This is a genomic window from Streptomyces sp. NPDC054047, from assembly GCF_055585065.1.
In genome coordinates this window covers 1-25902 of the sequence record NZ_JBVJKV010000017.1, presented here as the reverse complement: position 1 = coordinate 25902, position 25902 = coordinate 1, and the positions used below count along the sequence as shown (strand labels likewise).

The window sequence follows — 25902 nt, the reverse complement described above, 5'->3', positions numbered from 1 at the left end:
CCCGGGTCTTGCGGGCCGCACATCGCGCCATCGATCGTCGTGTCCATGGAGATGCTGATGACCTGCCTGGTCTCGCTGGCCGGCGTGAACATCGTGCTGGGTCTGGTGACGCGGCCGTGGCGGCGGTCGGTGGAGGCTCGGACGGTCCGGCAGGTGCGGGCCTGGCCGGGGCTCGACGCGTACCACGCGGACCTGCTGAGCACCTCCGAACCGTTGTGCTCGACCGACCACCAACCCGGCAGGCTGCTGCTGAACTCCTCTCGCGCGGCCGCGGTGGCCGTCCGTCTGATGAGCGAGGACAAGCTGCTCGACCGGGACGGCATGAAGCTGACGGAGACCGCGGCTGAGCCGGCGCACCCGGTCACCGCGGCCGCGTTCCGCGCCATCGGCCGGTACCAGCATGTCCGCGACCGCACACGCGTCGGCGACATCGGCCGCGACCCCGCCTTCCAGACGGCCGTCCGCACTCATCTGAACGACCTCTTCGCCCACGCTCCCGCTGCCCGTCGCCACTTGGGCACCACGGTCAACCACCTGGCTCTCTGGTGCTACGGCCTCGGCGCGGCAGCCCCCGCCGTGCACGCCTTCTTCCTGCTGCGCCGCACCGACCCCAACGACCCCTACGTCCTCCAGGGCTCCTTCGTGCTGGCCTCACTCACCTTCGTGGCGGCGCTGATCGTGCTCACGGCCCAGGCCGGCAACACGTGGCACCCCCTCGGAGGCCTGGAAACCCCCACCGCCCTCAAGGACCTGGCCCACCCCGCGTCGCAGACCCCGTAGAGCTCACCGAAGGCGCCGGGGAGAGCCCCGGGGGGATGACGTCGGGGAAACGTGGGCCTGGTGCGGGTCGGGCAGAGTCTGGCGCGGGTCGGACAGAGCGGGAACGGCGGTCTCCCCTTCGCGCGAGGCTTGTGTTGGACTGTCCCGAGATAATCCGCACACGACAACGGCGGTGAATGCGATGCCTCTTGAGGGCCCGTACGACCCGAGTCCGGCGCAGTGGATACGCGAACAGGTCGAGCTGTATGAGAGTTCGGGTGGCACAGAGGGCACGACGCTCTGGGACACGGGCCTGCCGGTCGTCATCGTCACGATGCGCGGCGCGAAGAGCGGCAGGATCCGCAAGATTCCGCTGATGCGCGTGGAGCACGAGGGGCGGTACGCGGCGGTGGCGTCGAAGGCGGGCTTCCCGCGCCATCCGGTCTGGTACTTCAACCTCAAGGCCGCCCCGCAGGTGGATCTCCAGGACGGCCCCGAACGCCAGGGCATGATCGCCCGTGAGCTCACCGGGGACGAGAAGGCCCTGTGGTGGCAGCGGGCGGTCGCCGCGTATCCGCCGTACGCCGATTACCAGGAGAAGACCGACCGCGTGATCCCCGTCTTCGTACTCGAACCCGAGCACCTGGCCGGGCAGGCTTAGGCTCCGGGGCCGGGCAGGCTCGTGTGAGGCGGGACAACGCCTCCGCCCCCACCGCCGACCCCCACCGCATGCGCACCCGCCTACTCGGCTTCAGGCTTTCGGAGGGGCGCCGGAGGTGCTCCCGCGACGGCGGCGGCAGTCTCGGCCGGGGCGATGCGGCGCAGCAGGAAGCCGGCGGTCAAGGCCATGGCGAACATTCCCACCGCGTACACCGCGGAGGGAATGGCCATCCGGGTGCTGTCCAGCAGCGAGGGGCTGAGGGCGATCGCCATCGACAGCGTGGTGTTGTGCATGCCGATCTCGAAGCAGGTGGCGACGGACTGCCGGTGATCGCCGCGGGCCAACCGGGTCGCGCCGTAGCCGACGGTCAGGGAGATCGCGCCGAAGAGGAAGACGACGAGGCCGACATCGGCGAGATAGCCGAGCACGTTCTCCCGCTCGGCGGCCAGCGCGGCGATGATGATGCCGACGAGCGCGGCGACCGCCGTCACCTTGACCGCCCGCGTGGAGCGCTCCGCGAACTCCGGACGGCGATGGCGGACCAGCATCCCCGCCGCGACCGGCACCAGCACGATGAGGAAGACCTGCAGTGTCTTGTCGAAGCGCAGTCCCAGCGCCTCGTCCGTGCCGGTCATGAAGTGGTCGAGCGAGAGATTCACGACGATCGGCAGGGTGACGACGGCGATGACCGAATTGATGGCGGTCAGCGTGATGTTGAGGGCGACGTCGCCGCCGAACAGATGGCTGAAGATGTTGGCCATCGTGCCGCCGGGAGAGGCCGCGAGCAACATCATGCCGACGGCGAGCGCGGGACCCAGGTCGAAGGCCAGCACCAGGCCCAGACAGATGGCCGGCAACAGCACCAGCTGGCAGACGAGCGCGACGGCCACCGGCCGCGGATACGCCGCGATCCTGCGGAAGTCGGCCACCGTCAGGCCGAGTCCGAGACCGAACATGATCACGGCGAGGACGGCAGGCAGCAGATAGGTGGTCAGCGGCGAATCCACGGGAACAGACTCCGGGAGGCCGCGCGAAAAGTCCACGACCTTACCGAACGGCTCCCGCACGCTCGCCGCGGCACAGAGCGTGCGGGGCCCCGCGCCCGGAAGTTGAGTGAGACCGCCGTGGCGACCGATTTCGCCCGGTGCGCGGGGGTCGAGGGTGAGGGGGTTGTTCCGTCACAGCCCCGCCGGGTGCCACAGACCCTCCGGGAGCGTACGGACGTCGGTCAACGGGTCCGGTGGCCGAGGAGTTCGATCAGTCGGACCGGGAGGAACGCGGGCCTGTGGGGCCGGGCGACCTGGTACGGCACATAGCCGAGCGAGGCCGCGACGTTGACCTCTTCGGCCGTCTCCGCCTGGTAGACGAGGCGGCAGCGGCCCGAGCCGGCCTTCGCACGTTCCCAGAGGGCGGGCGCCGGTTTGCGTTCCGCCTCCGTGCGGGGCGTGAGAATCCGGTCGCCGAAGTCCCTCCAGGCGAAGGGCGCCGAGCCCCGCCACGTGGCATCGACCTCCTTCTTCAGCCGTGCGGCACGCTCGGCGTCGGTCGCGCCCCAGGAGGACGGAACGTTGGTGATCAGGCCGATCCTGATGTGCCGTTCACGCAGAGCTCGCAGATAGGAGGCCGCGCCGGGCTGATAGCTGGTACTGCCGTCGTCGGCGGTGTGCACCAGGGTCTCGCCCAGGTCGAAGTACACGACGGGGCAACCGCGTTCGGTACCCGCACGCGCGACGGCGGCCGTTTCCGTGCCGCCGTCCGCCGCGGGCACAGCCGCACTCGCCGTGGCGCACAGCACGGTCGACGCCAGGGCCGTGCCGAGCGCGAGACTCGTGCGGACCGCCCCTGTGAAGACGGATCTGTTCATGGCGTCATCGCCCCTCTCCTGGCGCACCGAAAGAGTGCGGATGTCCAGTTCATGACATGCGGCCGCCGCAGGTGTCCCCTACGGAGCCCGAGTGCCCGGCAGTTCTCTCATCGCTTCGCCGGTCTACCCCTGAACACCACGTACCACTCGGGCCCCGCATCACCGCCCTTGGAGGAGTTTCATCGCGAGTGCACCCCTGAAGGCACCCGCCATCGACTACTTGAGTGAAGGGGCCCTCTGAGGCCCGCCCCCCGAGACCACCGGAGCGAAGGCGATGATCGGATCAGAGAGCGAGGGCGAGTGACCGGCCACCCACCGGCGGAGCAAGATCCCGCCTTCCTCCGCTTCTTCCGCCGGCACCTTCGGGTCGGCATCGCCATCGGGCTGCGGCTGGGGCTGCGGCAGGCCGATGCGGAGGAGGCCACGAACGACGCCCTGGCCACGATCCACGACGGCTGGTGGATGTTCGAGAGCCCGGAGGCGATGTTCCACACCGTGCTGCGCCGCAGGGCCATCGAGCGCCTGCGCCAGGAGAACCGCAGGCTCGGCAAGGACAACCCGCACCGCAAAGTCGAGGACACCGGCGACCGGGGCGCCCTGTCCGCGCACATCATCGAGGACCCGCTCGCGCTCATCACCACACGGCAGCAGTTGTACGAAGTCCTCGCCCCGCTTCCGCACTCACAGCGGGTGAGCCTGTACCTCGGCTCCTGGGGATACGGGCCCGAGGAGCGAGCAGCCATCAAAGACATCCCCGTCAACACCGAGAAGTCGCACTACCGAAGGGCGACCGCCAGGGCGCGCACCATCATCACCGCCCACTACCCGGACTTGATAAGGGAGCCACGCACCCCCAGGACAACGCATAAGGAGGCAGGAGAATGACTTCGGACAGCGATTTCCCGCGTCAGGACGGCACCACCCCTGAACTCCCGCGCATCGTCCCGCCCGTCCAGATCCCGTTCCCGAAAGGCCGTGCGGAGGAGGGCCGTGCGGAGGATCCTGACCACTGCGACGCGGTGATCGAGGACATGCTGTTCCCCATCGTCCAAGAGCATCTGCTGGAGGAGCCGGGATTCGACGAACTCCCCTACGTCGACTACGACCGGCACTTGGCCGAAGTCCTGCGTCGGAGCGCGGGGCAGCGAGCGCGCAGGGAGGAGACCCAAGCTCTCGAGGAGGCGTTCGCCGCCCCGGCTGCCGAAAGCGAGATCCCCAAGCAGCAGCCGAGCGACCGGTTGATCATCACCCTGGACTCCACGAAGTACCCCGACCCTGCCCCCTTCGAGCGGACGGGCGGGCGCTCGAGGCAGTCGCGCAACGCCAACACACTTCCCGGCACGGGCCGTTGGAGGCGCACGGTGCGTGTCGGCCTCAGCCTCGGTTGCGTCCTCGTCGCCGTAGCGGCCCTGGTGTTTTTCACCGCTCCGGGAGGGATCTTCCCCGTGGCGGCCCTGGTGGTCGCCAGCATGTGGTTCGGCGTGGCCTTTCGGAGGGCCATGGCGTCCATCCGGGCCACGGCCCGCACGGCCCGAGCAGCGCGCTACCTGCACGACGAGCAGAGCCGGAACGCGCGAAGCAGCCAGCTGATGCACGCCCGCCTCCTGCGTGAGATTCGCGAGCGGTCCCGCACGCGCCGCACCGTGCGCATCGTGACCGGAGAGAGCAACGTGAAGAAGCGGCCGTAGCAGACCGCTCCCTGCCCCAAGGTTCCCTACAGGACGAGCCGTTGAAGGAGACCGCTATGCCGTCCAAGCGTCGGGCGAAGCAGGACGCCGAGGCGATGGCGCAGCCCGACAAGTGCCATATCCCCGCCCACGTCGCGGGCCCTACCACCACCCTGTTGAGAGGCGACGGCATGGGCGGCGCCACAGGAGGCGGCGCCGGGGCGCGACGGGTCGAAGTGAGCTTCCCCGCCCCGCGTTCCACCATCATTTCCGGAGGCAGCGCCGTGACGGGCGGCACCGGCCTCACCGTGGCCATCGCCACCGGCAACGTCGAGCCGGTCTACGTCTGGCCGTGCATCGTCCTGATCGCACTCGGCATGGCCTACGACCTCGGGCGCCGCGTGATCGACCGCTGGAAGAACGACAAGGACTCCCGTCAGGCCGACCCAGCCAACCGGTAGCCCCCCGTACCAGCAGATGGTCCCGTAACGGAGCCCCGCCACAACGGCGGGGCTCCGCTGCCGAGCAGATCCGAAGGACCGCATCGGGGACGCGGACGCATGCGGCTGCGAGCAGGGCTGCACCTGCTGCTCGTGAACATCTCGTTGCCGGCCCACGTCCGCGCGGCCCCATCCGTCGATACTGACCGGGCGGTCGAGGAACGGCGGCAGCGCCGGGAGCGGCAGGAGCGGCGGTGGACTGGACGATCTGGGCAGGGCTCGCGGCCGGCCTGCTGATCTCGACGCTGACCGCGCCCGTCGGTGTCTCCGGTGCGGTCTTCCTCCTCCCGGTCCAGCTCAGCGTGCTCGGGGTGCCCAGCCCCGCGGTCACGCCGACGAACCTGCTGTTCAACGTGGTGGCCGGTCCTGGCGCCCTCTGGCGCTACCGTCGCGACGGCGCTCTGCGCGGCCGCCTCGCCCGGCGCCTCGTCGCCTGGACGCTGCCCGGCGTCATCCTCGGCGCCACCATCCGGGTCTTCGCCCTTCCCGGCCCGCACGTCTTCCGCATGCTGGTCGCCGCCCTCCTGCTGCCACTGGGCACCTGGCTGTGTCTGCGCACCCTGCGTCCGCCCCCTGCCCGGCGGCATCCCCGCGCGGGCGAGCCGTCGGCGCCCGCGCTCGCCGCCCTGGCTCTGGCCGTCGGGGTGGTGGGCGGCATCTACGGGATCGGCGGCGGTTCCCTGCTCGGTCCCCTCCTCGCCGCGCGCGGCATGCCACTGGCCCGCCTCGCACCGGCCACGCTCGCCGCGACGTTCACCACCTCCGTCGCCGGGGCCGCCGCGTACGCCGTACTGGCCCCGGCGAGCTCCGGAGCCGTCGCACCGGACTGGCGGCTGGGCCTGGCCTGCGGCCTCGGCGGTCTGATCGGCGGCTACCTCGGCGCCCGCCTGCAACCTCGGCTCCCGGAAACCGCGTTGCGCCTGCTTCTGGGCCTCCTCGCCGCCGCCCTCGGCGCGCTGTACGCCGCCCAGAATCTGAACTGAGGCCGCCTACCCCGCCGTCGGCGTACGTCCCCCCTTCCGACACTCACACCGACCGGCCAAGGGGAAAGAGACCCGCCCTCAAGCGTCCGGTGGTGCCGGGTATCCGCCAAGTTCCGCCGCCAGTGCGGCTCCGGCGAAGGGGGCCGGCGCACCGGCCACCGTGACCGGTGCCGCCAGCGGCCGGAGAGGCGGCCGTAGTGCGTGGCGCCCCAGCGGTCGGTGACCGCGGTGGCCTGGAGGAGGGTGAGGTTGCCGCGCACCATGCCGGCGAGGACCGCCAGAACCACGAGCAGCGGGATCGGTCCGGGAACGAGGCCGAGGGCAGCCGTGGTGGCGCCGCTCAGCGCGATGAGGGCGACCGTGCGGTGGGTGACTCCCGTACGACGAGCCAGAGTTGCGTACATCGTTCGGCCGAGGGTCTGGCCCGCGCCGCCCAGGCCGAGCGCCCACGCGGCGACGGAGGGGCTGGCGCCGCGTTCTGTCAGGAGAGGTACGAGGGCGATGACGACCGCGTAGATCGCGAAGCCGTTGAGGGTGAGGGCGGCGGTCAGGAGCAGGGAGGGGCGGCTGCGGATGATCGACGCGCTGGTCGCGGTCTCCCGGTCGAACCGTGGCGCGGAGGTCGGCGGCCAGGGGGCCCGCAGGGCGAGGGCGTGGGCAGGGATGGTGACCGCGGCGAGGATCAGTGCCAGGAGGCCGTACGTCGTGCGCCAGTCGAAGTGGGCGGCGAGCGGGGCGAAGACGGTGGAGGCCAGACCCTGGCGAGGGTGACGACGGTGAGGGCGCGGATTCTCTGCTCGCCCCACCAGCGGGTGATGGCGGCGAACGCGGGCTGGTAGAAGGTGGCGGCCATCGCGACTCCGGCCAGCAGCCACGCGGCGGTGAACGCGGTGGGGTTGGGCGCGCAGGCGATCGCGAGGATCGCGGCGACGGCAAGCACCGATCCACCGGTCATCACGGCGCGTGGGCCCCGCCGGTCCAGGGCGCGGCCCACGGGTATGTCGACCATCGCGGACACCAGCAGGGCTGCGGAGAATGCGGCGGTCGTCGAGGTCGTGGACCAGCCGGTGTCCGCCGGTCTACGGGAGTTGAGCACCGGGAAGGCGCAGTAGACGATCCCCCAGCTGGTGATCTGGGTGGCGCACAGCGCGGGCGACACGGCGCGCGGCCGCGACCGTTCCGGAACCGCTGTTCCGGCATCGGCCGCGGTCGCGTTCGCGTCGGCGTCGGTCAGCAGCCGCCCGATGTGGCGGCCGGGGCTCCGATGCCGATCTGGACGGTGGACGGGGTCGCGCAGCAGCCGCCGGACTCCTGGGCCTCGGCCGGGGCGGGCTCGTCGAAGAGGCCCGCGCCTCCGCAGACCCCGGTTTCCGGCAGGGTCAATTCCACGCGCTCTGCGGCCTCCTTGTCGCCGGCGAGGGCTGCGGCGATGGAGCGGACCTGCTCGTAGCCGGTCATGGCCAGGAAGGTCGGGGCGCGGCCGTAGCTCTTCATGCCGACCAGGTAGACGTCCTTCTCCGGGTGGGAGAGCTCACCCACGCCGTGCGGGTAGACGGTGCCGCAGGAGTGCTGGTTGGGGTCGATCAGCGGGGCCAGCTCGAGGGGGGCCTGGAGGCGCTCGTCGAGGCCCAGGCGCAGCTCGTCGAGGAAGGACAGGTCGGGGCGGAAGCCGGTGAGGACGATGACCTCGTCGACCGGGTCGAGACGGCGTCCGTCCTCGGCCACGAGCACCAGCTGCTCGCCGCGCCGCTCGACGGCGTCGGTGCGGAAGCCGGTGACGGCATCGGCGTGACCGTCGTCCACGGCTGCCTTGGCCGCCAGGCCCAGCGCGCCGCGGGCGGGCAGCTGGTCCGCCTCGCCGCCGCCGAAGGTCGAGCCGCCGATGCCGCGCCGCAGCACCCAGACCGCATGGGTGCCCGGGGTCTCCTTGGCGAGGTCGGCCAGGTAGGCGAGCGCGGTGAACGCGGAGGCGCCGGAGCCGATGACCGCGGTGTGCTTGCCCGCGTAACGGGCCCGGACGGCGGGGTCCTTGAGGTCGGGCACGCGGTAGGAGACGCGCGCGCCCGCGGTGCGCTCGCCGAGGGCGGGCAGGCCGTCGCCGCCGATGGGGCTGGGCGTGGACCAGGTGCCGGAGGCGTCGACGACGGCGCGGGCGACGAGCCGCTGCTCGCTGCCGTCGGCGTTCTGGATGTGCACGGTGAAGGGCTGCTGGTCGCGGTCGGCGTCGACGACACGGTCACGGCCCTGGCGGGAGACGCCGGTCACCGTCGCTCCGAAGCGGACCTTGTCGCCAAGGACGTCGGCCAGCGGCTGCAGGTACTTCTTGGCCCAGTCGCCGCCGGTGGGATAGGTCGCGCCGTCCGGCTTCACCCAGCCGGTGGGGGCAAGGAGCTTCTCGGCGGCGGGGTCGACGACTTCACCCCAGGTGGAGAACAGGCGCACGTGGCTCCACTCGCGCACAGCCGCACCAGCGCTGTCGCCCCCTTCCAGGACCAGGGGCTCGATGCCGCGCTCGACGAGGTGTGCGGCGGCAGCCAGTCCGATGGGGCCGGCGCCGATGACGATGACGGGGAGCTGCTGGATGCTCATGATGCTCGGTCTCCTCAAACGGGGTGGACTGGGTCAGCGTGCGTGAGGGAAGGCGGCCGGCTGGGTGCGCCGGCGGATCTCCGCGACTCGGGCGGCACGGTCGCTGACCTGGGCGAAGCTGTCGCAGAAGCTGACTCCGGCGAGGCGGCGCCCCCTTGTTTCGACATCCATCGATGTCATTCGATGCCTGGAGCTTGCCACTGGTATCGATGGGTGTCAACATAGACACATGTCGAAGTCGAAGGTTGTCGAACTGCCGGTGCTGGACACCGAGGCCGTGGTGCCGTGCTGCCCGCCGATCACCGCCGGGGAGCTCTCCCCTGAGGACGCCGAGCGAATGGCCGCTATGTTCAAGGCACTGGCCGACCCGGTGCGGCTGCGCCTGTTCTCCAAGGTCGCCTCACATGCGGGCGGCGAGGCGTGCGTGTGCGACATCTCCGACGTCGGCGTCTCCCAGCCGACCGTCTCCCACCACCTGAAGAAGCTCAAGGACGCGGGTCTGCTGACCTCCGAGCGTCGCGGAACCTGGGTGTACTACAAGGTGGCGCCCTCCGTGGTCGCGGCGATGTCCGCCATGCTCGACCTGCGCGTCTGACCCCAGCCGCCGGTCAGCCGCGGCCCGGCGGTCAGCAGCGCGCCAGGTAATCCTTCAGCGCGTCGAGGACGACCAAGTCGAGCTTCTTGCGGCGCAGGTGGCGATCGGCGGCGAACCCTGCCTGCCCGCCGCCGATCACCCCCACGTCCGTCGTGTGCGTCACGGGGCCGTCGTCAGGCCTTGAGTGTTGAACTTCTTGCGCCAGGCCAGGGCGACGTACACCAGGCCGATCAGCACCGGGACTTCGATGAGCGGGCCGACCACGCCGGACAGCGCCTGGCCCGAGGTGACACCGAAGGTGGCGATCGCGACGGCGATGGCCAGCTCGAAGTTGTTGCCCGCGGCCGTGAACGCGAGGGTCGCGGTGCGGTCGTAGGCCAGGCCCAGGCCTTTGCCCAGCAGGAACGCGCCGAAGAACATGACGGCGAAGTACACCAGGAGCGGCAGCGCGATCCGTACGACGTCCAGCGGCTGCGTGGTGATGGTCTTCCCCTGGAGGGCGAAGAGGATGACGATGGTGAACAGGAGTCCGTACAGCGCCCACGGGCCGATCTTCGGAAGGAAGTTGGACTCGTACTTCGCCCGGCCCATCTTCTTCTCGCCGATGCGGCGGGTGAGGAATCCGGCCAGCAGTGGGATGCCGAGGAAGATGACGACGTTCAGCGCGATCTTCCACATGGAGATGTCGAGGTGCTCGCCGTCGCCCAGGCCCAGCCAGCCCGGCAGCAGGTCGAGGTAGAGCCAGCCCAGCAGGCCGAACGCGATGACCTGGAAGACGGAGTTGAGGGCGACCAGGACGGCCGCGGCCTCGCGGTCGCCGCAGGCCAGATCGTTCCAGATGATGACCATGGCGATGCAGCGGGCCAGGCCGACGATGATCAGGCCGGTGCGGTATTCGGGCAGGTCCGGCAGGAAGATCCACGCGAGGGCGAACATGACGGCCGGGCCGACGATCCAGTTGATGACCAGCGAGGACGCCATCAGCTTCTTGTCGCCAGTGACCGTGTCGAGCCTGTCGTAGCGGACCTTGGCAAGGACCGGGTACATCATCACGAGCAGGCCGAGCGCGATCGGCAGCGAGATGCCGCCGACCTCGATCTTCGCCAGAGCGTCGTTCATGCCCGGGACCAGTCGGCCAAGGCCCAGGCCGACCGCCATGGCCAGCAGGATCCATACGGCCAGATACCGGTCCAGGGTGGAGAGCTTGGCGACGATGCCGTCGCCGGACGGTGCCGCTGCCTGGTCGCTCCGCGGCGCCGTGTCGGTACGGCTCATCAGCAGGCCCTCTTGTTGTCGGCCGCGGTGCGGGCGGAGGCGGCCAGCTCGGCGAACCGCCCGGAGAGAGAGGTCAGAACCTCGGGGCGCAGTTTGTAGTAGGTGAAGCGGCCGCACGGCTCGGTCTCCACCAGACCCGCCTCACGCAGCACCTTCATGTGGTTGGAGAGGTTGGTCTGCTTGGCGCCGGTCTCTTCCACCAGGTGGGTCGTGCAGAGCGTCTCCTGGGCGAGGAGGGTCACGATCTGCAGGCGGAGCGGGTCACCCAGCACCCGAATCACATCAGCATCGACTGAAGTCAGCATGGACTGATACTGTCACATCAGTTGGAGCTGATACCAGTCTAGGCTGAACCGTAGGGCCCGCCGGAAGGGGCCCCTGATGAAGGGTTCCCTGGTGACCGTCTCCCCCTCTTCCACGCACCTGCCTGGTGGGTGCTGTCCGAGCGGTTCGCCGGTGAATGCCTGGATGTCCTCGCCCATGCCTGGGGCACAGAAACCCGTTGACCACTCATAGCTACCGCTCATGCTTGTGAAGGAAGACGCCATGACCACCTCCCCTCTCGCCTCCGTGCTCTTCGTCTGCGTCCACAACGCAGGCCGTTCGCAGATGGCCGCCGGATTCCTCGACCACCTCGCGGGCGACCGGATCGAGGTCCGCTCCGCCGGGTCCGTCCCCGGCAACCAGGTCAACCCGGCGGCGGTCGAGGCCATGAGGGAGGTCGGTGTCGACATCTCCGCCCAGCAGCCGAAGGTCCTGACCACCGAAGCCGTTCAGGCGTCCGACTACGTCATCACCATGGGCTGCGGCGACGCCTGCCCGATCTTCCCCGGCAAGACGTACCTCGACTGGGCGCTGGATGACCCGGCCGGCCAGGGAGTCGACGCCGTCCGCCCCATCCGCGACGAGATCAAGACCCGCATCGAGGCCCTCATCGCCGAGATCGACGCGCAGCGGACGGCGTAAGTCCGCTCTGCGTCAGTCAATTGTCGGCCGAAGGCCTTCTGTGGCGCGCACTAGGGGATCACCGTTCCGGGGCCGTTGTCGCCGCTCAGGTTCGCGCCGAACAACGCCTTCGCCGCCGGGGCCCCGATGTCCGTCGGGTTCTGCGCGGCCGAGTTCGAGGCCGTCACGCCGGAGGCAGTGCCGCGCAGCAGCCACACCGCGCCGCCGTTCACGACGGTACCCAGGTTCTCGCCCGGCGCCCCCGCGAGCAGGTCCGCCTTGCCGTCCCGCGTCACGTCGAGCAGTCGTGCCGACCCGCCGAACACGTCGCCGGACTCCGCGACACCCGGCACGCCCGCCGTGTCCTGGTGGAAGGCCTGGGCGCCCTTGCCGGTGAGCCCGCCCTTGGCGCCCTTGAGCAGCACCACGGCACCGGCCTTCGCCTTCGAACCGATCGCCTCGCCGGGGACGCCGACGGCCAGGTCGGGGTATCCGTCGCCGTTCGCGTCGCCTGCGCTCAGCCGGCCGCCGAACTGGTCGCCCTTCTCGTTGGCCCCGGGCACACCCGCCGTGTTCTGCGTGATCGTCTGCGTGCGGGTCTGGCTGGGGCCGGACGGCGAACCGTAGTAGATCTTGACGGTGCCGGGGTCCTCCTCGGTGCCCTCGGTGTCACCGTTGGGGAAGATCCGGGTGGCGAGGTCGGCGTAGCCGTCTTGGTCGAAGTCGGCGACGGCGGTGCCGGCCGAGGAGTTCAGGCGCTGCGGAACGGTGGAAAGGCCGTCCTTGGTGCCCAGCCACAACTTGCCGCCCTCGGCGTGGTTCTCGTAGACGTAGAACGTCGCGAGGTCCTCGATGCCGTCGCCGTTGAAGTCGCCCGCGGCGGTCGAGTTGATGGAATTGTCGGTGCTGTACACCTTCACCTGCTGATCGCGGGCGGGGAGACCGTCCCGGCTGAAGGGGCCGTAGAGCACGTCGTGGTAGTCGTAGTCCTCGCCGTTGCCCATGAAGAGATCCGGGTGCCCGTCGGCGTCGAAGTCGCCCGTGGTGATGTCGTCGCCGACCTGGGCGTTCGCCGGTGCGCCGATACGGACGGCGCCCTGGCCGGAGATGCCGGCCTTTGCGCCCCACAGGACGATCACCGATCCGTTGACGTTGTTCTCCGGGCGGTAGTCACGGGCGACCGCCGCCAGGTCGGTCAGGCCGTCGCCGTCCAGGTCGCGGGAGATCATCTCGTAGCCGAAGACCTGGTTGTCGCCGGAGGCACCGGGCACGCCGGGGGTGTCCTGGGTGATGACCGTGGTGCGCGCGGGGTCGAGGCCGTGCGCCGAGCCGTAGCTGATCGTGATGTAGCCGGCCGAGGCATGACCCCCGACCTTCGCGCCGGGAGCTGCGACGGCGACGTCCTGGTAGCCGTCGCCGTCGAAGTCCTCGCGCACGGTGGCGGCGGCGTCCTTCGCAGATGCGGTGCCGGCGACGATCGGCACGCTGAACGACCCGATCAGGGCGGCGGCCACGGCGGTCGATATGGCAGGTCGGCGGATGCCCACGGTTCCTCCTCGAAGCGCGAGCGATGTCGAGACGCGTGCGCGCAAATGTGATTCACCTGCGAGACACACGGAAACGGCCGATGGTTGTGCGCTGAACGGCATTTGAACGGACCGATGAGGCTGGAGGAGGCAGGACTGATGCTCTGGTGAGGTCGTTGTGTCGCGCGCTGCGCCTCGACCGGCAGTCCCCCTCGGTGCTGCTGTTGCCGAAGGCCTGCTCGGCCGCCGTTGCCGCTGAGCGAGGTGGTGCCGGTGTCGTCGCCGATGGCGGCTTGTTCGCCCGTCGGCGGAGTGTCGGCGTACCGGAGCTGACGGCAAGCGACCGCGGCTGCACCTGCGGCGCCGGGCGCCTGCGGATCGGCCTGCCCGGAGGGCATCGCAGGGACCCGCATCGGGCCGGCAAGGACTCGCGGAGACTCACCTCGGGTCCGGCAGGTCCATCAGCGCGAGCTTGGCCGGGTCGATCACCACCGTGATGTCGGTGATCCGGCCGTCGACGACGGTGAACGCGAGGACCGAGAGCGGGGTGCCGTCCTCGTGCCAGGCCATGACCCCCGGGAGGCCGTTGACGAGCACCGTCCGCCCCTGTGTGGCTGCGCTGGCCGACAGTCGCGCACCGGCCGCGACCTTGGTGGCGCCGAGGGCGACCACGACGCCGGACGGGGTGTCGACGGTCAGTTTCACCTCGGGGTCGAGTACCCGCAGCAATCCCTCGAAGTCGCCGTGGCGAGCCGCCGTCAGGAACGCCCGGACCACCTCTCGCTGCTCGCGTCCGACTCCGTTCGGCCGCTCGACCGTCTGTACCTTCCTGCGGGCGCGGCTGGCGAGCATCTTGGTTGCGGCGGTGGACCTGCCGAGGATCTGGCCGATCTCGTCGAACGGCACCGCGAACAGGTCGTGCAGGACGAACGCCAGCCGCTCGCTCGGTCTCAGCGACTCCAGGACGACGAGCAGCGCGAGCCCGACCGAGTCGGCGAGCACCGCGTCGTCCTCGGGGGCAGGGCCGTCGTCGAGCGTCACGACGAGCTCGGACAGGCCGTCGTCGTAGGACGCCTCCGGGCGGGCCTGGCGCGAGCGCAGGACGTCGAGGCTGATCCGGCCGACCACCGTGGTCAGCCAGCCGGCGAGGTTGTGGATGGTCGCCGCGTCCTGGCGCGAGAGCCGCAACCACGCCTCCTGCACCACGTCCTCGGCATCGGCGTGCGATCCGAGCATGCGATGGGCGACCGCGCGCAACCGCTCGCGCTGGGCCTCGAACGTCTCGGCCACCGGGTCCATCGGGTCCACCGGGTCCACCGGGTCTATCCGGTCCACGGGGTCCCTCGGGTCCACCGGGCTGTCCATCGGGCTGGTGTCGGACATGTTGTTACCTTCCTCGGCTCTGCTCCGTCATGGGTGATGACGGGCCCGGAGGGGCGCAGGTAACCGAGCAGGCAACCGATGAAGGAGCAGGTCCGATGGAAGCACGCATGACAAGCCCGGCCAATCCCGATGTGATCACAGCGATCCAGCACCTCTACAAGGCGGTTCACGCCGGGGGCGTGGACGAGCAACTGCTGTCCCTGGTCCACTTGCGCGCCAGCCAGATCAACGGCTGCAGCCCCTGCGTCTTCGCCGGAATACAGTCGGCGAAGAAGGCCGGTGAGACAGAGGAGCGACTGCACAACGTGGTGGCGTGGCGCGAGACGCCCTTCTACACCGATGAGGAGCGCGCGGCCCTCGCCCTGACCGAGGCGGCCACTCGGCTCCAGGACGGAGCACCGGGGGTGACCGACGAGATCTGGGACGCCGCCGCCGACCACTTCAGCGAGGACCAACTGGGCGCGATCACCCTGGTGATCGCGATGACCAACTTCTTCAACCGGCTCAACCGGACGGTCCGGGAGCAGGCCGGCAAGACCTGGTGAGTCGGGCGGGGCGTCGTCCCGCGACCGCGAACAGCCGTCCGTCGGGGCGCGGGATGTGTGGCCGGGGAGGGCGCGGGATGTGTGGCCGGGTGGGGCGCGGGATGTGTGGCCGGGTAGGGCGCGGGATGTGTGGCCGGGTAGGGCGCCAGCGCTGTATCGCACCGGGTAGTGCCGTCTGTTGGGGCGGGTTGCGGCGCAGGCGAAACCGCATCACGGCCGTCACCCGCCTCGGCGCCCGGGGCATCCCCCGCCTCCAGCACGCCGTCGAGATCATCACCGCCATCGCGACCGCGTCTCTCCCGGCCTCCGGTTGGCGCCACATCGGACAGCCGCCAACGCGCCGGCCCCAGGCCGCCTCGGAGACACCGACCGAACGTTGCCGGGCCGATCAGCGTCGTAGTGGTAACCGTTCGTCAAGGGAGCCACCATGCCTGCCGCACGCTTCAGCCTCCACGCCGTGTCCACTGTGGCCCTGATCGCAGGGCTCATCGGCGCGACTGCCGCTTGCGGCACGGAGGCCTCCACCTCCACGCGATCAGCGACGCAGAGCGAAGCCACCTGGAAGCAGCCCTCCTCGTACACCTACACGTTGAAGTCGAGCGAGGGGGAACGCTCCCTGCTCGGCACTCTCCGCGTGACCGTGCGCGACGGCGAGGTGACCAAGTCGGTCGGTCTCGACGAGAGCGGTCGGCGAGTGGTGAAGCAGCTGCCCGGTGAAGTACCCACCATCGCCGAGCTGTTGCGCGAGATGGAACAAGCCCGGCGCGACGGGGCGCACACGGCGGAGGCGAAGTACGCGGCCGACGGACACCCCGTGCGGATCTCGCTGGACTGGGACGAGAACGCGATCGACGACGAGGCCTTGTACGTCATCACCGCCTACGCACCCAGCGACGGCTAGGGGAGATGGGGCCCGAGACGTATCCGGCGAGCCGCGAACGGTCACCGGCCGGGTCGATCGCTTTGGATCAGGTCCGGTGCCGACCCGACGACGCTTCCGCCGCCGGTCGGTCGTAGTGCACGAGGCGCCCGGAACCTTCCACTTCTGTACTGCCGTGATCCGATTCCGGCGTCATCGGAATCTTTCTTGCCGGTCGGCACGTGGCGCGGCGGAGGGCGGCAGACTGCGGGTCCGTACCGCGCGGCGGTGTGCAAAACGCAGGAAGGGCGATCGTGGCTGTTGGGCAGCGACAAGTGGGCAACCTTCCGACGGCGACGAGGATGGTGGGTCGCCGTACCGAGCTGGCGGAGGTCGTGCGGTTGTTAAGGGGGCCGGCGCGGCTGGTGACCCTCACGGGGGTGGGCGGGGTGGGCAAGACCCGGCTCGCGCTGGAGGCCGCGGCCCGGCTGCGGCCCGCCTTCTGGGACGGCGTGTGGCTGGTGGAACTGTCGCCGCTGAGCGAGGGCGACGCGCTGCCGTATGCCATCGCGGAGGCGCTGCCGCTGGTCGACCAGACCACCCGCCCGATGCTCGACGTGCTGGCCGATTATCTGGCCGACCGGGAGCCACTGCTGATCCTGGACACCTGCGAGCATCTGGCCGACACCTGCGCGCTGACTGTCCAGGCGCTGATGCGGGCCGCGCCGGGCCTGCGGTTCCTTGCGACCAGCCGGCATCCGCTGGACGTCCCCGGCGAGGAGGTGTGCACGGTCGAACCGCTGGCTCTCCCGCAGACCGACGACGCGGCGGCGGCCGAGGCGGATGCGGTGGTGCTGCTGGCCGAGCGCGCCGCCCAGAAGGTTCCCGGCCTCGCGGACAACGCTGTCAGCCAGGCCGATCTGGTCGGCCTGGCCCGGCGGTTGGAGGGTCTGCCGTTGGCCATCGAACTGGCCGCTGCACGCCTGGGCGAGTTGTCGGTACGGGAGCTGACCGAGCGCCTCGACGACCGGTTCGCCGTCCTGGGGGACACCGACAAGGTGGTGCGCGGGGCCCAGCCGCCCTGGCACCAGGCGCTGCGGACCGCGATCGGCTGGAGCCACCAGCTGTGCAGCCCGGCCGAACGGCTGTTGTGGGCCCGCCTTTCGGTATTCGCCGGGACCTTCGACGCCGAGGCGGCCCGCATGGTGTGCGCCGACCGGCATCTGCCTGCCGAACGCATCACCGGCCTGCTGGCAGCGCTGGTGGACAAGTCGATCGTGACCTGGCAGCCCACCGTCGGCGGGGATCTCTACCGGATGCTGGACACGCTGCGTGAGTTCGGCGCCGACTGGCTGCGCCACCTGGGCGAGGAAGAGGAGCTGCGCTGCCGCCACCGGATCCACTACCGGGAACTTGCCCTGCGCGCGGACGCCGACTGGATCGGACCCGACCAGATCAGCTGGTACGAGCGGATCACCGCCGAACACGCCAACTACCGTGCCGCCCTGGACTTCTGCCTGGGCGACGGCGAGGACGGACACACCGCCCTGGAGCTCGCCGGGGCCCTGTGGTTCTTCTGGCTCGCCTGCGGCTTCCAGCGCGAAGGCCGCCACTACCTCGACCGCGCCCTGCAGCAGTGCCCTGCCCCGAGTCCGGCCCGCAGCAAAGCGGTATGGGCCTGCGGCGCGATCGCCCACGTGCAGGCCGACTCCGACGCAGTCGCACGACTGGGAAAGGAATTCCGGGCCGAAGCCGAGGCGGCGGCCGACCCGGCCATGCTGGTCGCCGCCGCCCATCTCGACGGCGGGCGCCTCGTGCTGTGCGGAAAACCCGCGCAGGCCGCCACCATGTTCGATACGACGCCGTACACCCGGGACCACGGCGGTGCGTACACCGGGCCACGCTTCCTGGCATGGATGGTTCGCGCGTTCATCCACACCAGCCTGGGAGAGTTCACGGAGGCCGCCGAGGTAGCCGCCGCCCTGCGCGCGGAGTGCGCCAAACGCGCCGAGCGGTGGATCCGGGCCTACGCCGACTACGTACAGGGGCTTGCGGAACGCGGCCTCGGCCGAATGGACCAGGCCGCGGCCCACGCCCGCACGGCCCTGAAGGGCAAGGCCCTGCTCCACGACAGCATCGGCAGCGCCACGGCCATCGATGTGCTGGCCTCGCTGGACGCCGTCACCGGCCGGGGCGAGCGCGCGGCCCGGCTGCTCGGCATCGGCCAGCAGATCTGGGACACCACCGGTCCGCCCCAGGTCGGCGTCCCCGAACTCCTCGCCGCCCGCCAAGCCTGCGAACGCCAAGCACGCGACAGCATCGGCGACGACGCGTACGAGGCCGCCTTCCGTAAGGGCATGGAAGACAGCATCGACGACGGCATCACCTACGCCCTGCACCAGACCTGAACCCGCACCTGCTCCCGCTGGCGAACGCCCGACCGGGCCGCCGGCCCTGAACCCCGCCATCCCCGGCGGCTTCACCCTCTACGACTTCCACATCGACACGACGGCCGGCACGCTGACCTGCCCGGGCGGCCACACCACCGTCCTGCTGCCACCCGGCGGCAGCCACACCGGCGCAAAGCCTGGTTCACCGCCAACCGCCAAGCAGTGCCCCACTTGTCCGCTCACGTCCCGCGGCACCACCGCGAAGGACGGCCGGGCCGTCACCTGGCGCCCCCACCACGACCTGCAGCAAGCCGCCCGCCTGTCTTGCCCTGCCCCTGCCCCCGCCCCCGCCCCCGCCCCCGCCCCTGCGGACCGTCCCAACACACTCCAAGGAGGGGGCCGTTCCAGCCACCCTCCGTACACCTCACACGCACCTTACGTAACTCATCGATTACTGTGTGGCTTCATGACGGCTCGGTCGGAATCCCGCGGCGGCCGCTCCGTGTCCCGCACCGGAGCGGCGCTCGCGGTGCTGCTGGTCACGCTGGTCCACCTGCTGGCCTGTGCCCACGGACCGGCGCCGACCGGGGCGGCACGCGCCGATTCCCTCCTCGCCGCCACCGCGACCTGTACTCCGCCGTCCGAGCCCAGCGTCGATCCGGCCGCGCGACAGGCAGCGCCCGTCGAGAACAGCCCGGCGCAGTGCTGGGGTACGGACGAGCCGACGATCCAGCCACCCCGCGCCATCGCCCCGGACGCCGAGGCCGTGCAGGACGCGCAGGCGGCCCTGGACACCGACGGGTCGACTCGCTCCGTACGCGAAGGCGCTCCCCCGCCTCCGGACACCGGCACCGCATCCGCCGGGCGGGAGCGGGCCCGCCTGGGCGTGTGGAGGACCTGATCGCCCCTTGAGCCACGGCCACGGGCACCGCTCGCAAGGCCGCGCGATGGCTCCCGATCAGTCACCCTCCTTCCACCCACAGAACGAGCGACAGCCTTCTGGCGCCATCGCTCGCGGGAGAAGCACGCCATGAACCAGCTCGCCACCGCCCCCAGTTCCCTCCCACCGGCCCAGTTGCTCAGCGGCACCAAACGCCCGGCACACACCCCCGCCGGCCTGGTCGGCGACACACCGGTCCTCTGGGTCGGCGCACCCTTCACCGCTGCCGGACGCGGCTTCTGGGCCAAGCTCGAAGGCCACAACCCCGGTGGCATCAAGGACCGCAGCGCCCTGCACATGGTGCGGGCCGCCCGTGAGCGCGGGCACCTGGCGCCCGGCGCCCGGATCGTGGAGTCCACCTCCGGCACCCTCGGGCTCGGCCTGGCCCTCGCCGGCAACGCCTTCGGACACCCGGTCACCGTCGTCACCGACCCCGGCATGGAACCGCTGATGACCGGCCTGCTCACCGCCTACGGAGCGCAGATCGAACTCGCCGACGCCCCGCACCCCACCGGCGGCTGGCAGCAGGCACGCCGCCACCGCGTCGAGGAACTCCTCGCCCTGCACCCCCACGCATGGTGCCCCGACCAGTACAACAACCCCGACAACGTCGCCGCCTACGCCCCGCTCGCCCACGAACTGGTGGCCCAACTCGGCCGGATCGACACCCTCGTCGTCTCGGTGGGAACCGGCGGCCACTCCGCCGGCGTCGCCTCCGTCCTGCGCGCGTACTTCCCCCGCCTGCGGGTCGTGGGGGTGGACACGCCCGGCTCCACCATCTTCGGCCAGCCCGCCGCTCCCCGCCTCATGCGCGGCCTCGGCAGCAGCATCTACCCCCGCAATGTCGCCTACGACCTCTTCGACGAAGTGCACTGGGTCGCGGCGCCCGAGGCCGTCTGGGCCGCCCGCCAACTCGCCTGCCACCACTACGCCACCGGCGGCTGGAGCGTCGGGGCCGTCGCCCTCGTCGCCCGCTGGCTGGCCCGCACCCTGCCCGCCGAGGACCGCATCGTCACCGTCCTGCCCGACGGGCCGCAACGCTATGTCGGCACCGTCTTCGACGACGTCTACTGCCGCGAGCACGACCTGCTCGGCCATCTGCCGGCCGATGACCCGGACGACATCGACCGCCCCACCGACCGTGTCGTCACCCGCTGGACCCGCTGCGCGCGCATCACCGACCCCCTCGCCGACGCTCACGCGCACGAGCCCCTGGGAGCCACCCGATGAAGAACCTGTGGCAGCAGACACGCTCCTTCCCGCCCGCGGTACGCCTATTGATGGCCAATCAGTTCGCCATCAACCTTGCCTTCTACATGCTCATGCCCTACCTCGCCGCCCATCTGGCCGGTCGACTCGGGCTCGCGGCCTGGGCCGTGGGGCTCGTCCTGGGCGTACGCAACTTCTCCCAGCAGGGCATGTTCCTCATCGGCGGCACCATCGCCGACCGTTTCGGCTACAAGGCGCCGATCATGGCGGGGTGCCTCCTGCGGACCGCAGGCTTCGGCCTGCTGGGCTGGGTCGACAATCTCCCCGCGCTCGTCGCCGCTTCGGCGGCCACCGGCTTCGCGGGGGCTCTGTTCAACCCGGCCGTGCGCGCCTACTTGGCGGCCGAGGCAGGGGACAGGCGCGTGGACGCCTTCGCCACCTTCAACGTCTACTACCAGGCCGGCATGCTCCTCGGCCCGCTGGTCGGCCTCGCCCTGCTCGCCGCCGACTTCCGCCTCGTCTGCACGGCCGCCGCCGCGATCTTCGCCGCGCTGACCCTGCTGCAGTGGCGGGCCCTGCCCGCACGCCGCGGTGACGATTCCGCCGCCGGAGCCCGGCCGGAGGGCGTACTGGCACAGTGGCGCACCGTCGTCGCCAACCGGCCGTTCCTGCTCTTCGCCACCGCGATGATCGGCTCGTACGTCCTGACCTTCCAGGTCTACCTCGCCCTCCCGCTGGCCGCGTCCAACGCCCTGGGCGCGCGGGGCACATGGGTCACCAGCGGGCTCTTCGTCGTGTCGGCCGCGGTCGCCGTCGTGGGCCAACTGCGGCTCACCGCCTGGGCGAAGCGGCGGTGGGAGCCGGGACAGGCGCTGAGCCGGGGACTGTTCGCGATGGGCATCGCCTTCCTGCCGCTGGCTCTCACCCCCTCCAGTGCCGCGCCCGCGGTCCTGGCCGCCCTGCTGGCGGCCGTGGTCCTGCTCGCGGCGGGCAGCGCAGTGGTCTACCCGTTGGAGATGGACACCGTGGTCGCCCTCTCCGGGAACCGTCTCGTCGCCACCCACTACGGCCTCTACAACACCATTTCCGGCCTCGGCATCACCCTCGGCAATCTCCTCACCGGAGCCGTCTGGGACTTCGCCGAGCGGCACAACGCCCTGTGGATGACCTGGTGCGCCCTGACCGCCACCGGGCTCGCGTGCGCGGCCTCCGTCGCCGCTCTGGCACGCAGCGGACGCCTGACCGCGCGGGATGCGCAGCTCGCCGCCGCCTGATCCTGGCAAGGACAGCGGGAGCAGGGGCGGCGGCGCACCACGCCGCCGCCCCTGCTCCTCTGTGTTTCTCCAGGCGTCCTTACGCAATCGGCTCTCGGCTCTCGGCTCTCCTCAGATGACCACGACCCGGCGGCCACGCGAGTGGCCGGCCTGGCTGTCGATGTGCGCCGCCGCGGCCTCGGCGAGCGTGTACGACTTCTCGACCGGGATGTGGAGCCTGCCCCGCGCGATGAGGTCGGCGGCCTCGGCCAGTGCGTCCGGAACGCTCCCGGCCACGCCGGAGAAGCGGACACCGAGCTTGGGCGCATCCAGATCGGCGATGGATATCACCTTCCGCGGGTCCCCGGTCAGCTCGACGAGCTCGCGGATCACGCCCGAACCGGCCAGGTCGAGGGCTGCGTCGACTGGGCCGAGCTGCCGCACCCGCTGGGCCCAGCCCTCGCCGTACGTCGTGGCGAGCGCGCCCAGGCTGCGCAGATAGTCCTGGTTGGCGCTCCCAGCTGTGCCGATCACCGTGATGCCTCGGTCGCGGGCGATCTGCAGCACCGCCGATCCGACTCCCCCGGACGCACCGCTGACCAGCAGCGTCTGCCCGGGCTGCACACCCACCTCGCGGATGATGCGCAGCGCGGTCTCCATCACGGAGGGGTACCCGGCCGCCTCTTCGAACGTCAGGCCCTCGGGCATGCGGCCCCATGCCGACAGCACGGCGAACTCGGCGTAGGTGCTCGCGCCTTCGCCGAACACGTGGTCGCCGACCTTGATGCCTTCGACGCCCTCACCGACCTCGTCCACCACCCCGGCGGCGTCAAGACCGACTCCGGAGGGCAGCTCAATCGGATGGGCGCCCAGGACCTGGCCTTCACGGACCCGCCAGTCGACGGGGTTCACGCCCGCCGCCCGCACGGCGATGCGTACCTGGCCGGGACCCGCGTGGGGCTCCTCGGCATCGAGAAGTTGCAGGACATCGGGACCGCCGAATTCGGCGAAGCTCACTTTCTTCATGCCGAGGACCGTAGCACTAACGGTTAGTGTTTAAGAACGGTTTCTCTTTCGCACCTGGTAGCTTGAGGGCATGACCGTGCAGCCCGGACGTCGTGAGCGCAAGAAGGCCGCGACCCGCCAGAAGATCGCCGACACCGCCATGGAACTCTTCCTGGAACGCGGGTACGACGCGGTGGGCATCCGGGATGTGGCCGCCGAGGCCGACGTGGCCGTCACCACGCTCTTCTCCCACTTCGCCTCGAAAGAGGCCCTGGTCTTCGAGCAGGACCGGGACTTCGAGCAACGCCTCACGCAGGCGGTCACCGACCGGGCGCCCCACGAGCCGCTCATCCCGGCTCTGCGCCGCGAGATCCTGGCCCTGGTGCGGCATTGCACGGCGGACAGCGCCGCCCCGATCTACCGCATGGTCGACGAATCACCCGCCCTGCGGGAGTACGAGGAGTCGATGAGGCTGCGTCATGCCGAGTCACTGGCGACGGCCATCGCCGCCGACCCCGACCTGCCCCAGTCCGCAACGGCCTGCCGCACGATCGCGAGGTTCGCGATCGACGCCTACGCACTGGCCCGCGAGACGGCAGATCCGGACGCCGCGGTGGACGAAATCTTCCAGATGATCGAGGCGGCCTGGGAGGCCGCTCCCCCTGCCGGACGCGCGCGAGGAACCGTTCCCGTCTCCACTCAGCCCTGAGAGGCGATGGACACGATCTGGCACCAGTGACCAGTGGCCCGCGCCGTGGCGGGCGGTCCGCCGTGGTCACGGTCCAGCCCGGGGACGGTAGCCCGGCCCCACGCGTCGGGCCGCAGCCCGCTCGCCGACATGTCGCTAGCCAAGGTGTCGCATGAGAACGCCGGTTCCGCCTCGGGTCTGCCCAACACCGCCACGCATCTGGGCATCGCCCTCGACACCGCGCTGACCGCCCTCGTGTTCTTCTCCCCCACCGGCGGCCCACCCGACGGTGCGATCAACCGCGACGCGTTCACCGACGTCCCCAGCACACGAGCAACCAGACCGGCCACCACTCTCATCAAAGTCGAGATTGAGAAAATCAAGATCTGCGCGTTGACTCCTTAAGAATCTCAATCTATAACGGAACTGAGAGAGTCGCCGAGAGTAAGGAGTCCAGGGTGGACTGGCAGGAACTGACGGACCTGACACGCGGGCAGCCGTTCGTGGTCGAGCGGGTCCGCCTCGACGGCAGCGGCGTCGCGATCGAGGGGCAGTTCGAGCCGCCTCAGCTGGCCCAACTCGGCATCGACGACCAGGTGTTCGTGGCCGCGTTCGTGCGGTCGCACGGTTCGATCAAGGAGATGGAGCGCATCTTCGGGGTGAGCTACCCGACGATCAAGTCCCGGCTGAACCGCATCACCGAGCAGCTCGATTTCGTCGACACCGACCCGGCTCCTACCGGCGCGGACGTCGTCGAGCGCCTGCGGCGGGGGGAGATCAGCGCCGAAGAAGCCCTGGCCGAGCTGGAGAAATCGCGGTGATCCCGCAGCTGGTGACGGTGCGCCGCCGCCGTCCAAGCGGCCGCTGGCAGCGCCTGTACGTCCCGGTCCTGCCGGTGGTGCTGGTGCTTTCGCCGCTCCTGCTGCTCGCCGTGCTGGCCGGAGTAGTCGCCTGCCGCATCTACGGGGTGAGCCCGGCGGGCGCGCTGCGCGGCACCGGACAGCTGCTGTGGGCGCTGCCCGGCACCCGGTTCGAGCTCGCGTACGACCGCACGGCCGTACTGGTCAGCGTCAGATGAGTCAGAGTCAGACAAGCTCAGCGAAGCGAGGAGTAGCAGTGAACGAACAGCGCCGCCAGATCCTGGAGATGCTGGCCGAGGGCAAGATCACCGCGGACGAGGCCGAGCGGCTGATCGGGGCCCTGGAACGACAGCAGCCCGAGTCGCCGCCGGGAACCGCGTACCGCCACCCGAAAGCCCGAGCCAAGTACCTGCGCGTAATTGTGAACGCGACGGACGAATCCGGCGCCGAGGGGACGAGCAGGGTCAACATCCGAGTCCCGCTCCAGCTCCTGCGCGCCGGAGTCCGGCTCACCAGCCTTCTCCCTCCGCAGGCGCTCACCAAGGCCAACGCGGAGCTGAACAAGGCAGGAGTACCCATAGACCTCACTGAACTCAAGCCGCAGCACCTCGAAGAGCTCGTAGAACAGCTCGACGAGCTCACCATCGACGTCGACGACCCCGACGCCCAGGTGCAGATCTTCTGCGAGTGATCCCGCCACGCACCGCCACGACCTCGGGCACGGGCACGGGCGTTCACCCGTCTCAGTAGGTGACGGCAGCATTCACCCGGGCCAGGCTGCCTGTGATGCGGCCGAACTCAGGACCGCGCACCGCGACTTGAAGGTCGGCATCGCAGCGGGCACTGCTATCTGGCTCGACGCCTCCTCCGGCGCCGGGCGGGCGCACGGCACTCGACGCCTGCGGCCCCGGAACAGAAGGCCGCGGACACTGTCGAGACCCACGCCGCACCCGGCCCTGACTCCCGGCCTGCCAACTTCCCCACTCCCCCAGTCACTTCAGCCACCCCGGCGCTCCAGCCTCCGAAAGGGAGAGCTCCATGGCTTATTTTGTCATGCCCACATCCACGCAGGCTGGTGGCCCTCAGCCGTCCGCCGCCATCTCAGCCGTCGGTCTGCGCAAGTCGTTCGGTGACAAGACCGTCCTCGACGGCATCGACCTGCACATCCCGGCCGGCAGCGTCTTCGCGCTGCTCGGCCCGAACGGCGCCGGCAAGACCACCGCCGTCAAGATCCTCTCCACCCTCATCAGCGCCGACGGCGGACAGTCCCAAGTCGCGGGCCACGAGATCGCCACCTCCCCGGACGGGGTGCGCGCCGCGATCGGCGTGACCGGGCAGTTCTCCGCCGTCGACGGCCTGATCACCGGCGAGGAGAACATGCTCCTCATGGCCGACCTGCACCACCT

At 70.5% G+C, this 25902-nt stretch carries 29 protein-coding genes and 1 pseudogene; 20 read left to right on the top strand and 10 right to left on the bottom strand.

The genetic code is table 11. The features are described from left to right. Window positions 1–45: 45 nt before the first annotated feature. Both ACZ6ZP_RS40160 and ACZ6ZP_RS40155 read left to right on the top strand, forming a co-directional pair. The gene (locus ACZ6ZP_RS40160; protein ID WP_366463094.1) at window positions 46–780 is read left to right on the top strand and encodes a hypothetical protein; all 735 of its coding nucleotides are present in this window, start codon (window positions 46–48) and stop codon (window positions 778–780) included. A 181-nt stretch (window positions 781–961) separates the two neighbouring features. Beyond that, entirely contained in the window at window positions 962–1420 is a 459-nt protein-coding gene (locus tag ACZ6ZP_RS40155; protein WP_351168166.1) for a nitroreductase family deazaflavin-dependent oxidoreductase, read from the top strand. 80 nt (window positions 1421–1500) lie between these two features. On the opposite strand, the gene ACZ6ZP_RS40150 is transcribed toward ACZ6ZP_RS40155, so the two are convergent. Then, the gene (locus tag ACZ6ZP_RS40150; RefSeq protein ID WP_361471272.1) at window positions 1501–2427 is read right to left on the bottom strand and encodes a bile acid:sodium symporter family protein; all 927 of its coding nucleotides are present in this window, start codon (window positions 2425–2427) and stop codon (window positions 1501–1503) included. A gap of 221 nt (window positions 2428–2648) precedes the next feature. Continuing rightward, window positions 2649–3284: an HAD family hydrolase gene (locus ACZ6ZP_RS40145; protein WP_351168170.1), complete on the bottom strand. Its 636-nt coding sequence runs from the start codon at window positions 3282–3284 to the stop codon at window positions 2649–2651. A gap of 300 nt (window positions 3285–3584) precedes the next feature. On the opposite strand from ACZ6ZP_RS40145, the gene ACZ6ZP_RS40140 reads away from it, so the two are divergent. From ACZ6ZP_RS40140 to ACZ6ZP_RS40125, 4 genes are all read left to right on the top strand, one after another. Beyond that, window positions 3585–4169 carry an RNA polymerase sigma factor gene (locus ACZ6ZP_RS40140; protein WP_469410363.1) on the top strand — a complete coding sequence of 195 codons (585 nt, stop codon included), beginning with the start codon at window positions 3585–3587 and terminating at the stop codon, window positions 4167–4169. After that, a complete protein-coding gene (locus ACZ6ZP_RS40135; RefSeq protein ID WP_469410362.1) occupies window positions 4166–4972 on the top strand; it encodes a hypothetical protein in 807 nt (268 codons plus the stop codon). Before ACZ6ZP_RS40140 ends, ACZ6ZP_RS40135 begins: the two co-directional genes overlap by 4 nt. 56 nt (window positions 4973–5028) lie before the next feature. After that, window positions 5029–5412 (top strand): hypothetical protein, encoded by a 384-nt coding sequence (locus tag ACZ6ZP_RS40130; protein WP_469410361.1) that lies wholly within the window; start codon window positions 5029–5031, stop codon window positions 5410–5412. 233 nt (window positions 5413–5645) lie between these two features. Further along, complete coding sequence (locus ACZ6ZP_RS40125; protein WP_361471264.1) at window positions 5646–6434, top strand: sulfite exporter TauE/SafE family protein; 789 nt, start codon at window positions 5646–5648, stop codon at window positions 6432–6434. 96 nt (window positions 6435–6530) lie between these two features. Here ACZ6ZP_RS40125 and ACZ6ZP_RS40120 read toward each other — a convergent pair. Both ACZ6ZP_RS40120 and ACZ6ZP_RS40115 read right to left on the bottom strand, forming a co-directional pair. After that, window positions 6531–7668, bottom strand: a pseudogene (locus ACZ6ZP_RS40120) (MFS transporter); the annotation flags it as partial. After that, complete coding sequence (locus tag ACZ6ZP_RS40115) at window positions 7665–9023, bottom strand: NAD(P)-binding domain-containing protein (protein ID WP_399978484.1); 1359 nt, start codon at window positions 9021–9023, stop codon at window positions 7665–7667. The gene ACZ6ZP_RS40115 and the pseudogene ACZ6ZP_RS40120, both read right to left, overlap by 4 nt. 229 nt (window positions 9024–9252) lie before the next feature. Here ACZ6ZP_RS40115 and ACZ6ZP_RS40110 point away from each other — a divergent pair, with 229 nt between their 5' ends. Beyond that, the gene (locus tag ACZ6ZP_RS40110; RefSeq protein WP_351168182.1) at window positions 9253–9618 is read left to right on the top strand and encodes a metalloregulator ArsR/SmtB family transcription factor; all 366 of its coding nucleotides are present in this window, start codon (window positions 9253–9255) and stop codon (window positions 9616–9618) included. Between the two features lie 31 nt (window positions 9619–9649). Here the strand turns inward: ACZ6ZP_RS40110 and ACZ6ZP_RS40105 are convergent, their stop codons facing one another. Genes ACZ6ZP_RS40105 through ACZ6ZP_RS40095 form a run of 3 tightly spaced genes read right to left on the bottom strand, consistent with a single transcriptional unit; the run spans window position 9650 to window position 11198 of the window. Continuing rightward, window positions 9650–9781 (bottom strand): hypothetical protein, encoded by a 132-nt coding sequence (locus tag ACZ6ZP_RS40105; RefSeq protein WP_361471259.1) that lies wholly within the window; start codon window positions 9779–9781, stop codon window positions 9650–9652. After that, window positions 9778–10893: an ACR3 family arsenite efflux transporter gene (arsB, locus tag ACZ6ZP_RS40100; protein ID WP_469410360.1), complete on the bottom strand. Its 1116-nt coding sequence runs from the start codon at window positions 10891–10893 to the stop codon at window positions 9778–9780. The genes ACZ6ZP_RS40105 and arsB overlap by 4 nt, the downstream gene beginning before the upstream one ends. Then, entirely contained in the window at window positions 10893–11198 is a 306-nt protein-coding gene (locus tag ACZ6ZP_RS40095; RefSeq protein WP_351168188.1) for an ArsR/SmtB family transcription factor, read from the bottom strand. The genes arsB and ACZ6ZP_RS40095 overlap by 1 nt, the downstream gene beginning before the upstream one ends. A 241-nt stretch (window positions 11199–11439) precedes the next feature. Here ACZ6ZP_RS40095 and ACZ6ZP_RS40090 point away from each other — a divergent pair, with 241 nt between their 5' ends. Further along, window positions 11440–11859: an arsenate reductase ArsC gene (locus ACZ6ZP_RS40090; RefSeq protein ID WP_366463100.1), complete on the top strand. Its 420-nt coding sequence runs from the start codon at window positions 11440–11442 to the stop codon at window positions 11857–11859. Window positions 11860–11909: 50 nt separating this feature from the next. Here ACZ6ZP_RS40090 and ACZ6ZP_RS40085 read toward each other — a convergent pair whose 3' ends face one another. After that, the gene (locus ACZ6ZP_RS40085) at window positions 11910–13385 is read right to left on the bottom strand and encodes an FG-GAP-like repeat-containing protein (RefSeq protein WP_469410359.1); all 1476 of its coding nucleotides are present in this window, start codon (window positions 13383–13385) and stop codon (window positions 11910–11912) included. 417 nt (window positions 13386–13802) lie between these two features. After that, window positions 13803–14663 carry a sigma-70 family RNA polymerase sigma factor gene (locus ACZ6ZP_RS40080; RefSeq protein ID WP_469410406.1) on the bottom strand — a complete coding sequence of 287 codons (861 nt, stop codon included), beginning with the start codon at window positions 14661–14663 and terminating at the stop codon, window positions 13803–13805. A gap of 179 nt (window positions 14664–14842) precedes the next feature. On the opposite strand from ACZ6ZP_RS40080, the gene ACZ6ZP_RS40075 reads away from it, so the two are divergent. The 6 genes from ACZ6ZP_RS40075 to ACZ6ZP_RS40050 all read left to right on the top strand — a co-directional run bounded on the left by ACZ6ZP_RS40075 (window position 14843) and on the right by ACZ6ZP_RS40050 (window position 21964). After that, window positions 14843–15292: a carboxymuconolactone decarboxylase family protein gene (locus ACZ6ZP_RS40075; RefSeq protein ID WP_351168194.1), complete on the top strand. Its 450-nt coding sequence runs from the start codon at window positions 14843–14845 to the stop codon at window positions 15290–15292. Window positions 15293–15719: 427 nt separating this feature from the next. After that, the gene (locus ACZ6ZP_RS40070; RefSeq protein WP_469410358.1) at window positions 15720–16193 is read left to right on the top strand and encodes a DUF6174 domain-containing protein; all 474 of its coding nucleotides are present in this window, start codon (window positions 15720–15722) and stop codon (window positions 16191–16193) included. Window positions 16194–16513: 320 nt separating this feature from the next. After that, window positions 16514–18559: an ATP-binding protein gene (locus tag ACZ6ZP_RS40065; RefSeq protein WP_469410357.1), complete on the top strand. Its 2046-nt coding sequence runs from the start codon at window positions 16514–16516 to the stop codon at window positions 18557–18559. A 448-nt stretch (window positions 18560–19007) separates the two neighbouring features. Next, window positions 19008–19442 (top strand): hypothetical protein, encoded by a 435-nt coding sequence (locus tag ACZ6ZP_RS40060; protein WP_383822054.1) that lies wholly within the window; start codon window positions 19008–19010, stop codon window positions 19440–19442. A 129-nt stretch (window positions 19443–19571) separates the two neighbouring features. Continuing rightward, window positions 19572–20711 (top strand): PLP-dependent cysteine synthase family protein, encoded by a 1140-nt coding sequence (locus ACZ6ZP_RS40055; RefSeq protein WP_469410356.1) that lies wholly within the window; start codon window positions 19572–19574, stop codon window positions 20709–20711. Next, window positions 20708–21964, top strand: a complete 1257-nt coding sequence (locus ACZ6ZP_RS40050; protein WP_469410355.1) for an MFS transporter — start codon at window positions 20708–20710, stop codon at window positions 21962–21964. Before ACZ6ZP_RS40055 ends, ACZ6ZP_RS40050 begins: the two co-directional genes overlap by 4 nt. Before the next feature lie 111 nt (window positions 21965–22075). On the opposite strand, the gene ACZ6ZP_RS40045 is transcribed toward ACZ6ZP_RS40050, so the two are convergent. Then, window positions 22076–22969 (bottom strand): NADP-dependent oxidoreductase, encoded by an 894-nt coding sequence (locus ACZ6ZP_RS40045; RefSeq protein ID WP_366463109.1) that lies wholly within the window; start codon window positions 22967–22969, stop codon window positions 22076–22078. Window positions 22970–23039: 70 nt separating this feature from the next. Here ACZ6ZP_RS40045 and ACZ6ZP_RS40040 point away from each other — a divergent pair, with 70 nt between their 5' ends. From ACZ6ZP_RS40040 to ACZ6ZP_RS40015, 6 genes are all read left to right on the top strand, one after another. Beyond that, a complete protein-coding gene (locus tag ACZ6ZP_RS40040; protein WP_469410354.1) occupies window positions 23040–23657 on the top strand; it encodes a TetR/AcrR family transcriptional regulator in 618 nt (205 codons plus the stop codon). 129 nt (window positions 23658–23786) lie between these two features. Then, a complete protein-coding gene (locus ACZ6ZP_RS40035; protein WP_469410353.1) occupies window positions 23787–24041 on the top strand; it encodes a hypothetical protein in 255 nt (84 codons plus the stop codon). Window positions 24042–24094: 53 nt separating this feature from the next. Then, the gene (locus tag ACZ6ZP_RS40030) at window positions 24095–24457 is read left to right on the top strand and encodes a DUF2089 domain-containing protein (protein ID WP_351168212.1); all 363 of its coding nucleotides are present in this window, start codon (window positions 24095–24097) and stop codon (window positions 24455–24457) included. Continuing rightward, complete coding sequence (locus tag ACZ6ZP_RS40025) at window positions 24454–24714, top strand: hypothetical protein (protein ID WP_351168214.1); 261 nt, start codon at window positions 24454–24456, stop codon at window positions 24712–24714. The genes ACZ6ZP_RS40030 and ACZ6ZP_RS40025 overlap by 4 nt, the downstream gene beginning before the upstream one ends. Window positions 24715–24752: 38 nt before the next feature. Next, complete coding sequence (locus ACZ6ZP_RS40020; protein ID WP_351168216.1) at window positions 24753–25187, top strand: SHOCT-like domain-containing protein; 435 nt, start codon at window positions 24753–24755, stop codon at window positions 25185–25187. A 362-nt stretch (window positions 25188–25549) separates the two neighbouring features. Next, window positions 25550–25902, top strand: a 353-nt coding sequence (locus ACZ6ZP_RS40015) for an ATP-binding cassette domain-containing protein (protein WP_469410405.1), incomplete at its 3' end; no start/stop codon positions are given.

Coding starts and splice junctions, on each gene's coding strand:
- ACZ6ZP_RS40055 (WP_469410356.1), top strand. CDS start 19,572: ATGAACCAGCTCGCCACCGCCCCCAGTTCCCTCCCACCGGCCCAGTTG.
- ACZ6ZP_RS40050 (WP_469410355.1), top strand. CDS start 20,708: ATGAAGAACCTGTGGCAGCAGACACGCTCCTTCCCGCCCGCGGTACGC.
- ACZ6ZP_RS40060 (WP_383822054.1), top strand. CDS start 19,008: ATGACGGCTCGGTCGGAATCCCGCGGCGGCCGCTCCGTGTCCCGCACC.
- ACZ6ZP_RS40145 (WP_351168170.1), bottom strand. CDS start 3,284: ATGAACAGATCCGTCTTCACAGGGGCGGTCCGCACGAGTCTCGCGCTC.
- ACZ6ZP_RS40160 (WP_366463094.1), top strand. CDS start 46: ATGGAGATGCTGATGACCTGCCTGGTCTCGCTGGCCGGCGTGAACATC.
- ACZ6ZP_RS40045 (WP_366463109.1), bottom strand. CDS start 22,969: ATGAAGAAAGTGAGCTTCGCCGAATTCGGCGGTCCCGATGTCCTGCAA.
- ACZ6ZP_RS40070 (WP_469410358.1), top strand. CDS start 15,720: ATGCCTGCCGCACGCTTCAGCCTCCACGCCGTGTCCACTGTGGCCCTG.
- ACZ6ZP_RS40115 (WP_399978484.1), bottom strand. CDS start 9,023: ATGAGCATCCAGCAGCTCCCCGTCATCGTCATCGGCGCCGGCCCCATC.
- ACZ6ZP_RS40110 (WP_351168182.1), top strand. CDS start 9,253: ATGTCGAAGTCGAAGGTTGTCGAACTGCCGGTGCTGGACACCGAGGCC.
- ACZ6ZP_RS40135 (WP_469410362.1), top strand. CDS start 4,166: ATGACTTCGGACAGCGATTTCCCGCGTCAGGACGGCACCACCCCTGAA.
- ACZ6ZP_RS40095 (WP_351168188.1), bottom strand. CDS start 11,198: ATGCTGACTTCAGTCGATGCTGATGTGATTCGGGTGCTGGGTGACCCG.
- ACZ6ZP_RS40090 (WP_366463100.1), top strand. CDS start 11,440: ATGACCACCTCCCCTCTCGCCTCCGTGCTCTTCGTCTGCGTCCACAAC.
- ACZ6ZP_RS40075 (WP_351168194.1), top strand. CDS start 14,843: ATGGAAGCACGCATGACAAGCCCGGCCAATCCCGATGTGATCACAGCG.
- arsB (WP_469410360.1), bottom strand. CDS start 10,893: ATGAGCCGTACCGACACGGCGCCGCGGAGCGACCAGGCAGCGGCACCG.
- ACZ6ZP_RS40065 (WP_469410357.1), top strand. CDS start 16,514: ATGGTGGGTCGCCGTACCGAGCTGGCGGAGGTCGTGCGGTTGTTAAGG.
- ACZ6ZP_RS40040 (WP_469410354.1), top strand. CDS start 23,040: ATGACCGTGCAGCCCGGACGTCGTGAGCGCAAGAAGGCCGCGACCCGC.
- ACZ6ZP_RS40080 (WP_469410406.1), bottom strand. CDS start 14,663: ATGGACCCGGTGGCCGAGACGTTCGAGGCCCAGCGCGAGCGGTTGCGC.
- ACZ6ZP_RS40130 (WP_469410361.1), top strand. CDS start 5,029: ATGCCGTCCAAGCGTCGGGCGAAGCAGGACGCCGAGGCGATGGCGCAG.
- ACZ6ZP_RS40035 (WP_469410353.1), top strand. CDS start 23,787: ATGTCGCTAGCCAAGGTGTCGCATGAGAACGCCGGTTCCGCCTCGGGT.
- ACZ6ZP_RS40155 (WP_351168166.1), top strand. CDS start 962: ATGCCTCTTGAGGGCCCGTACGACCCGAGTCCGGCGCAGTGGATACGC.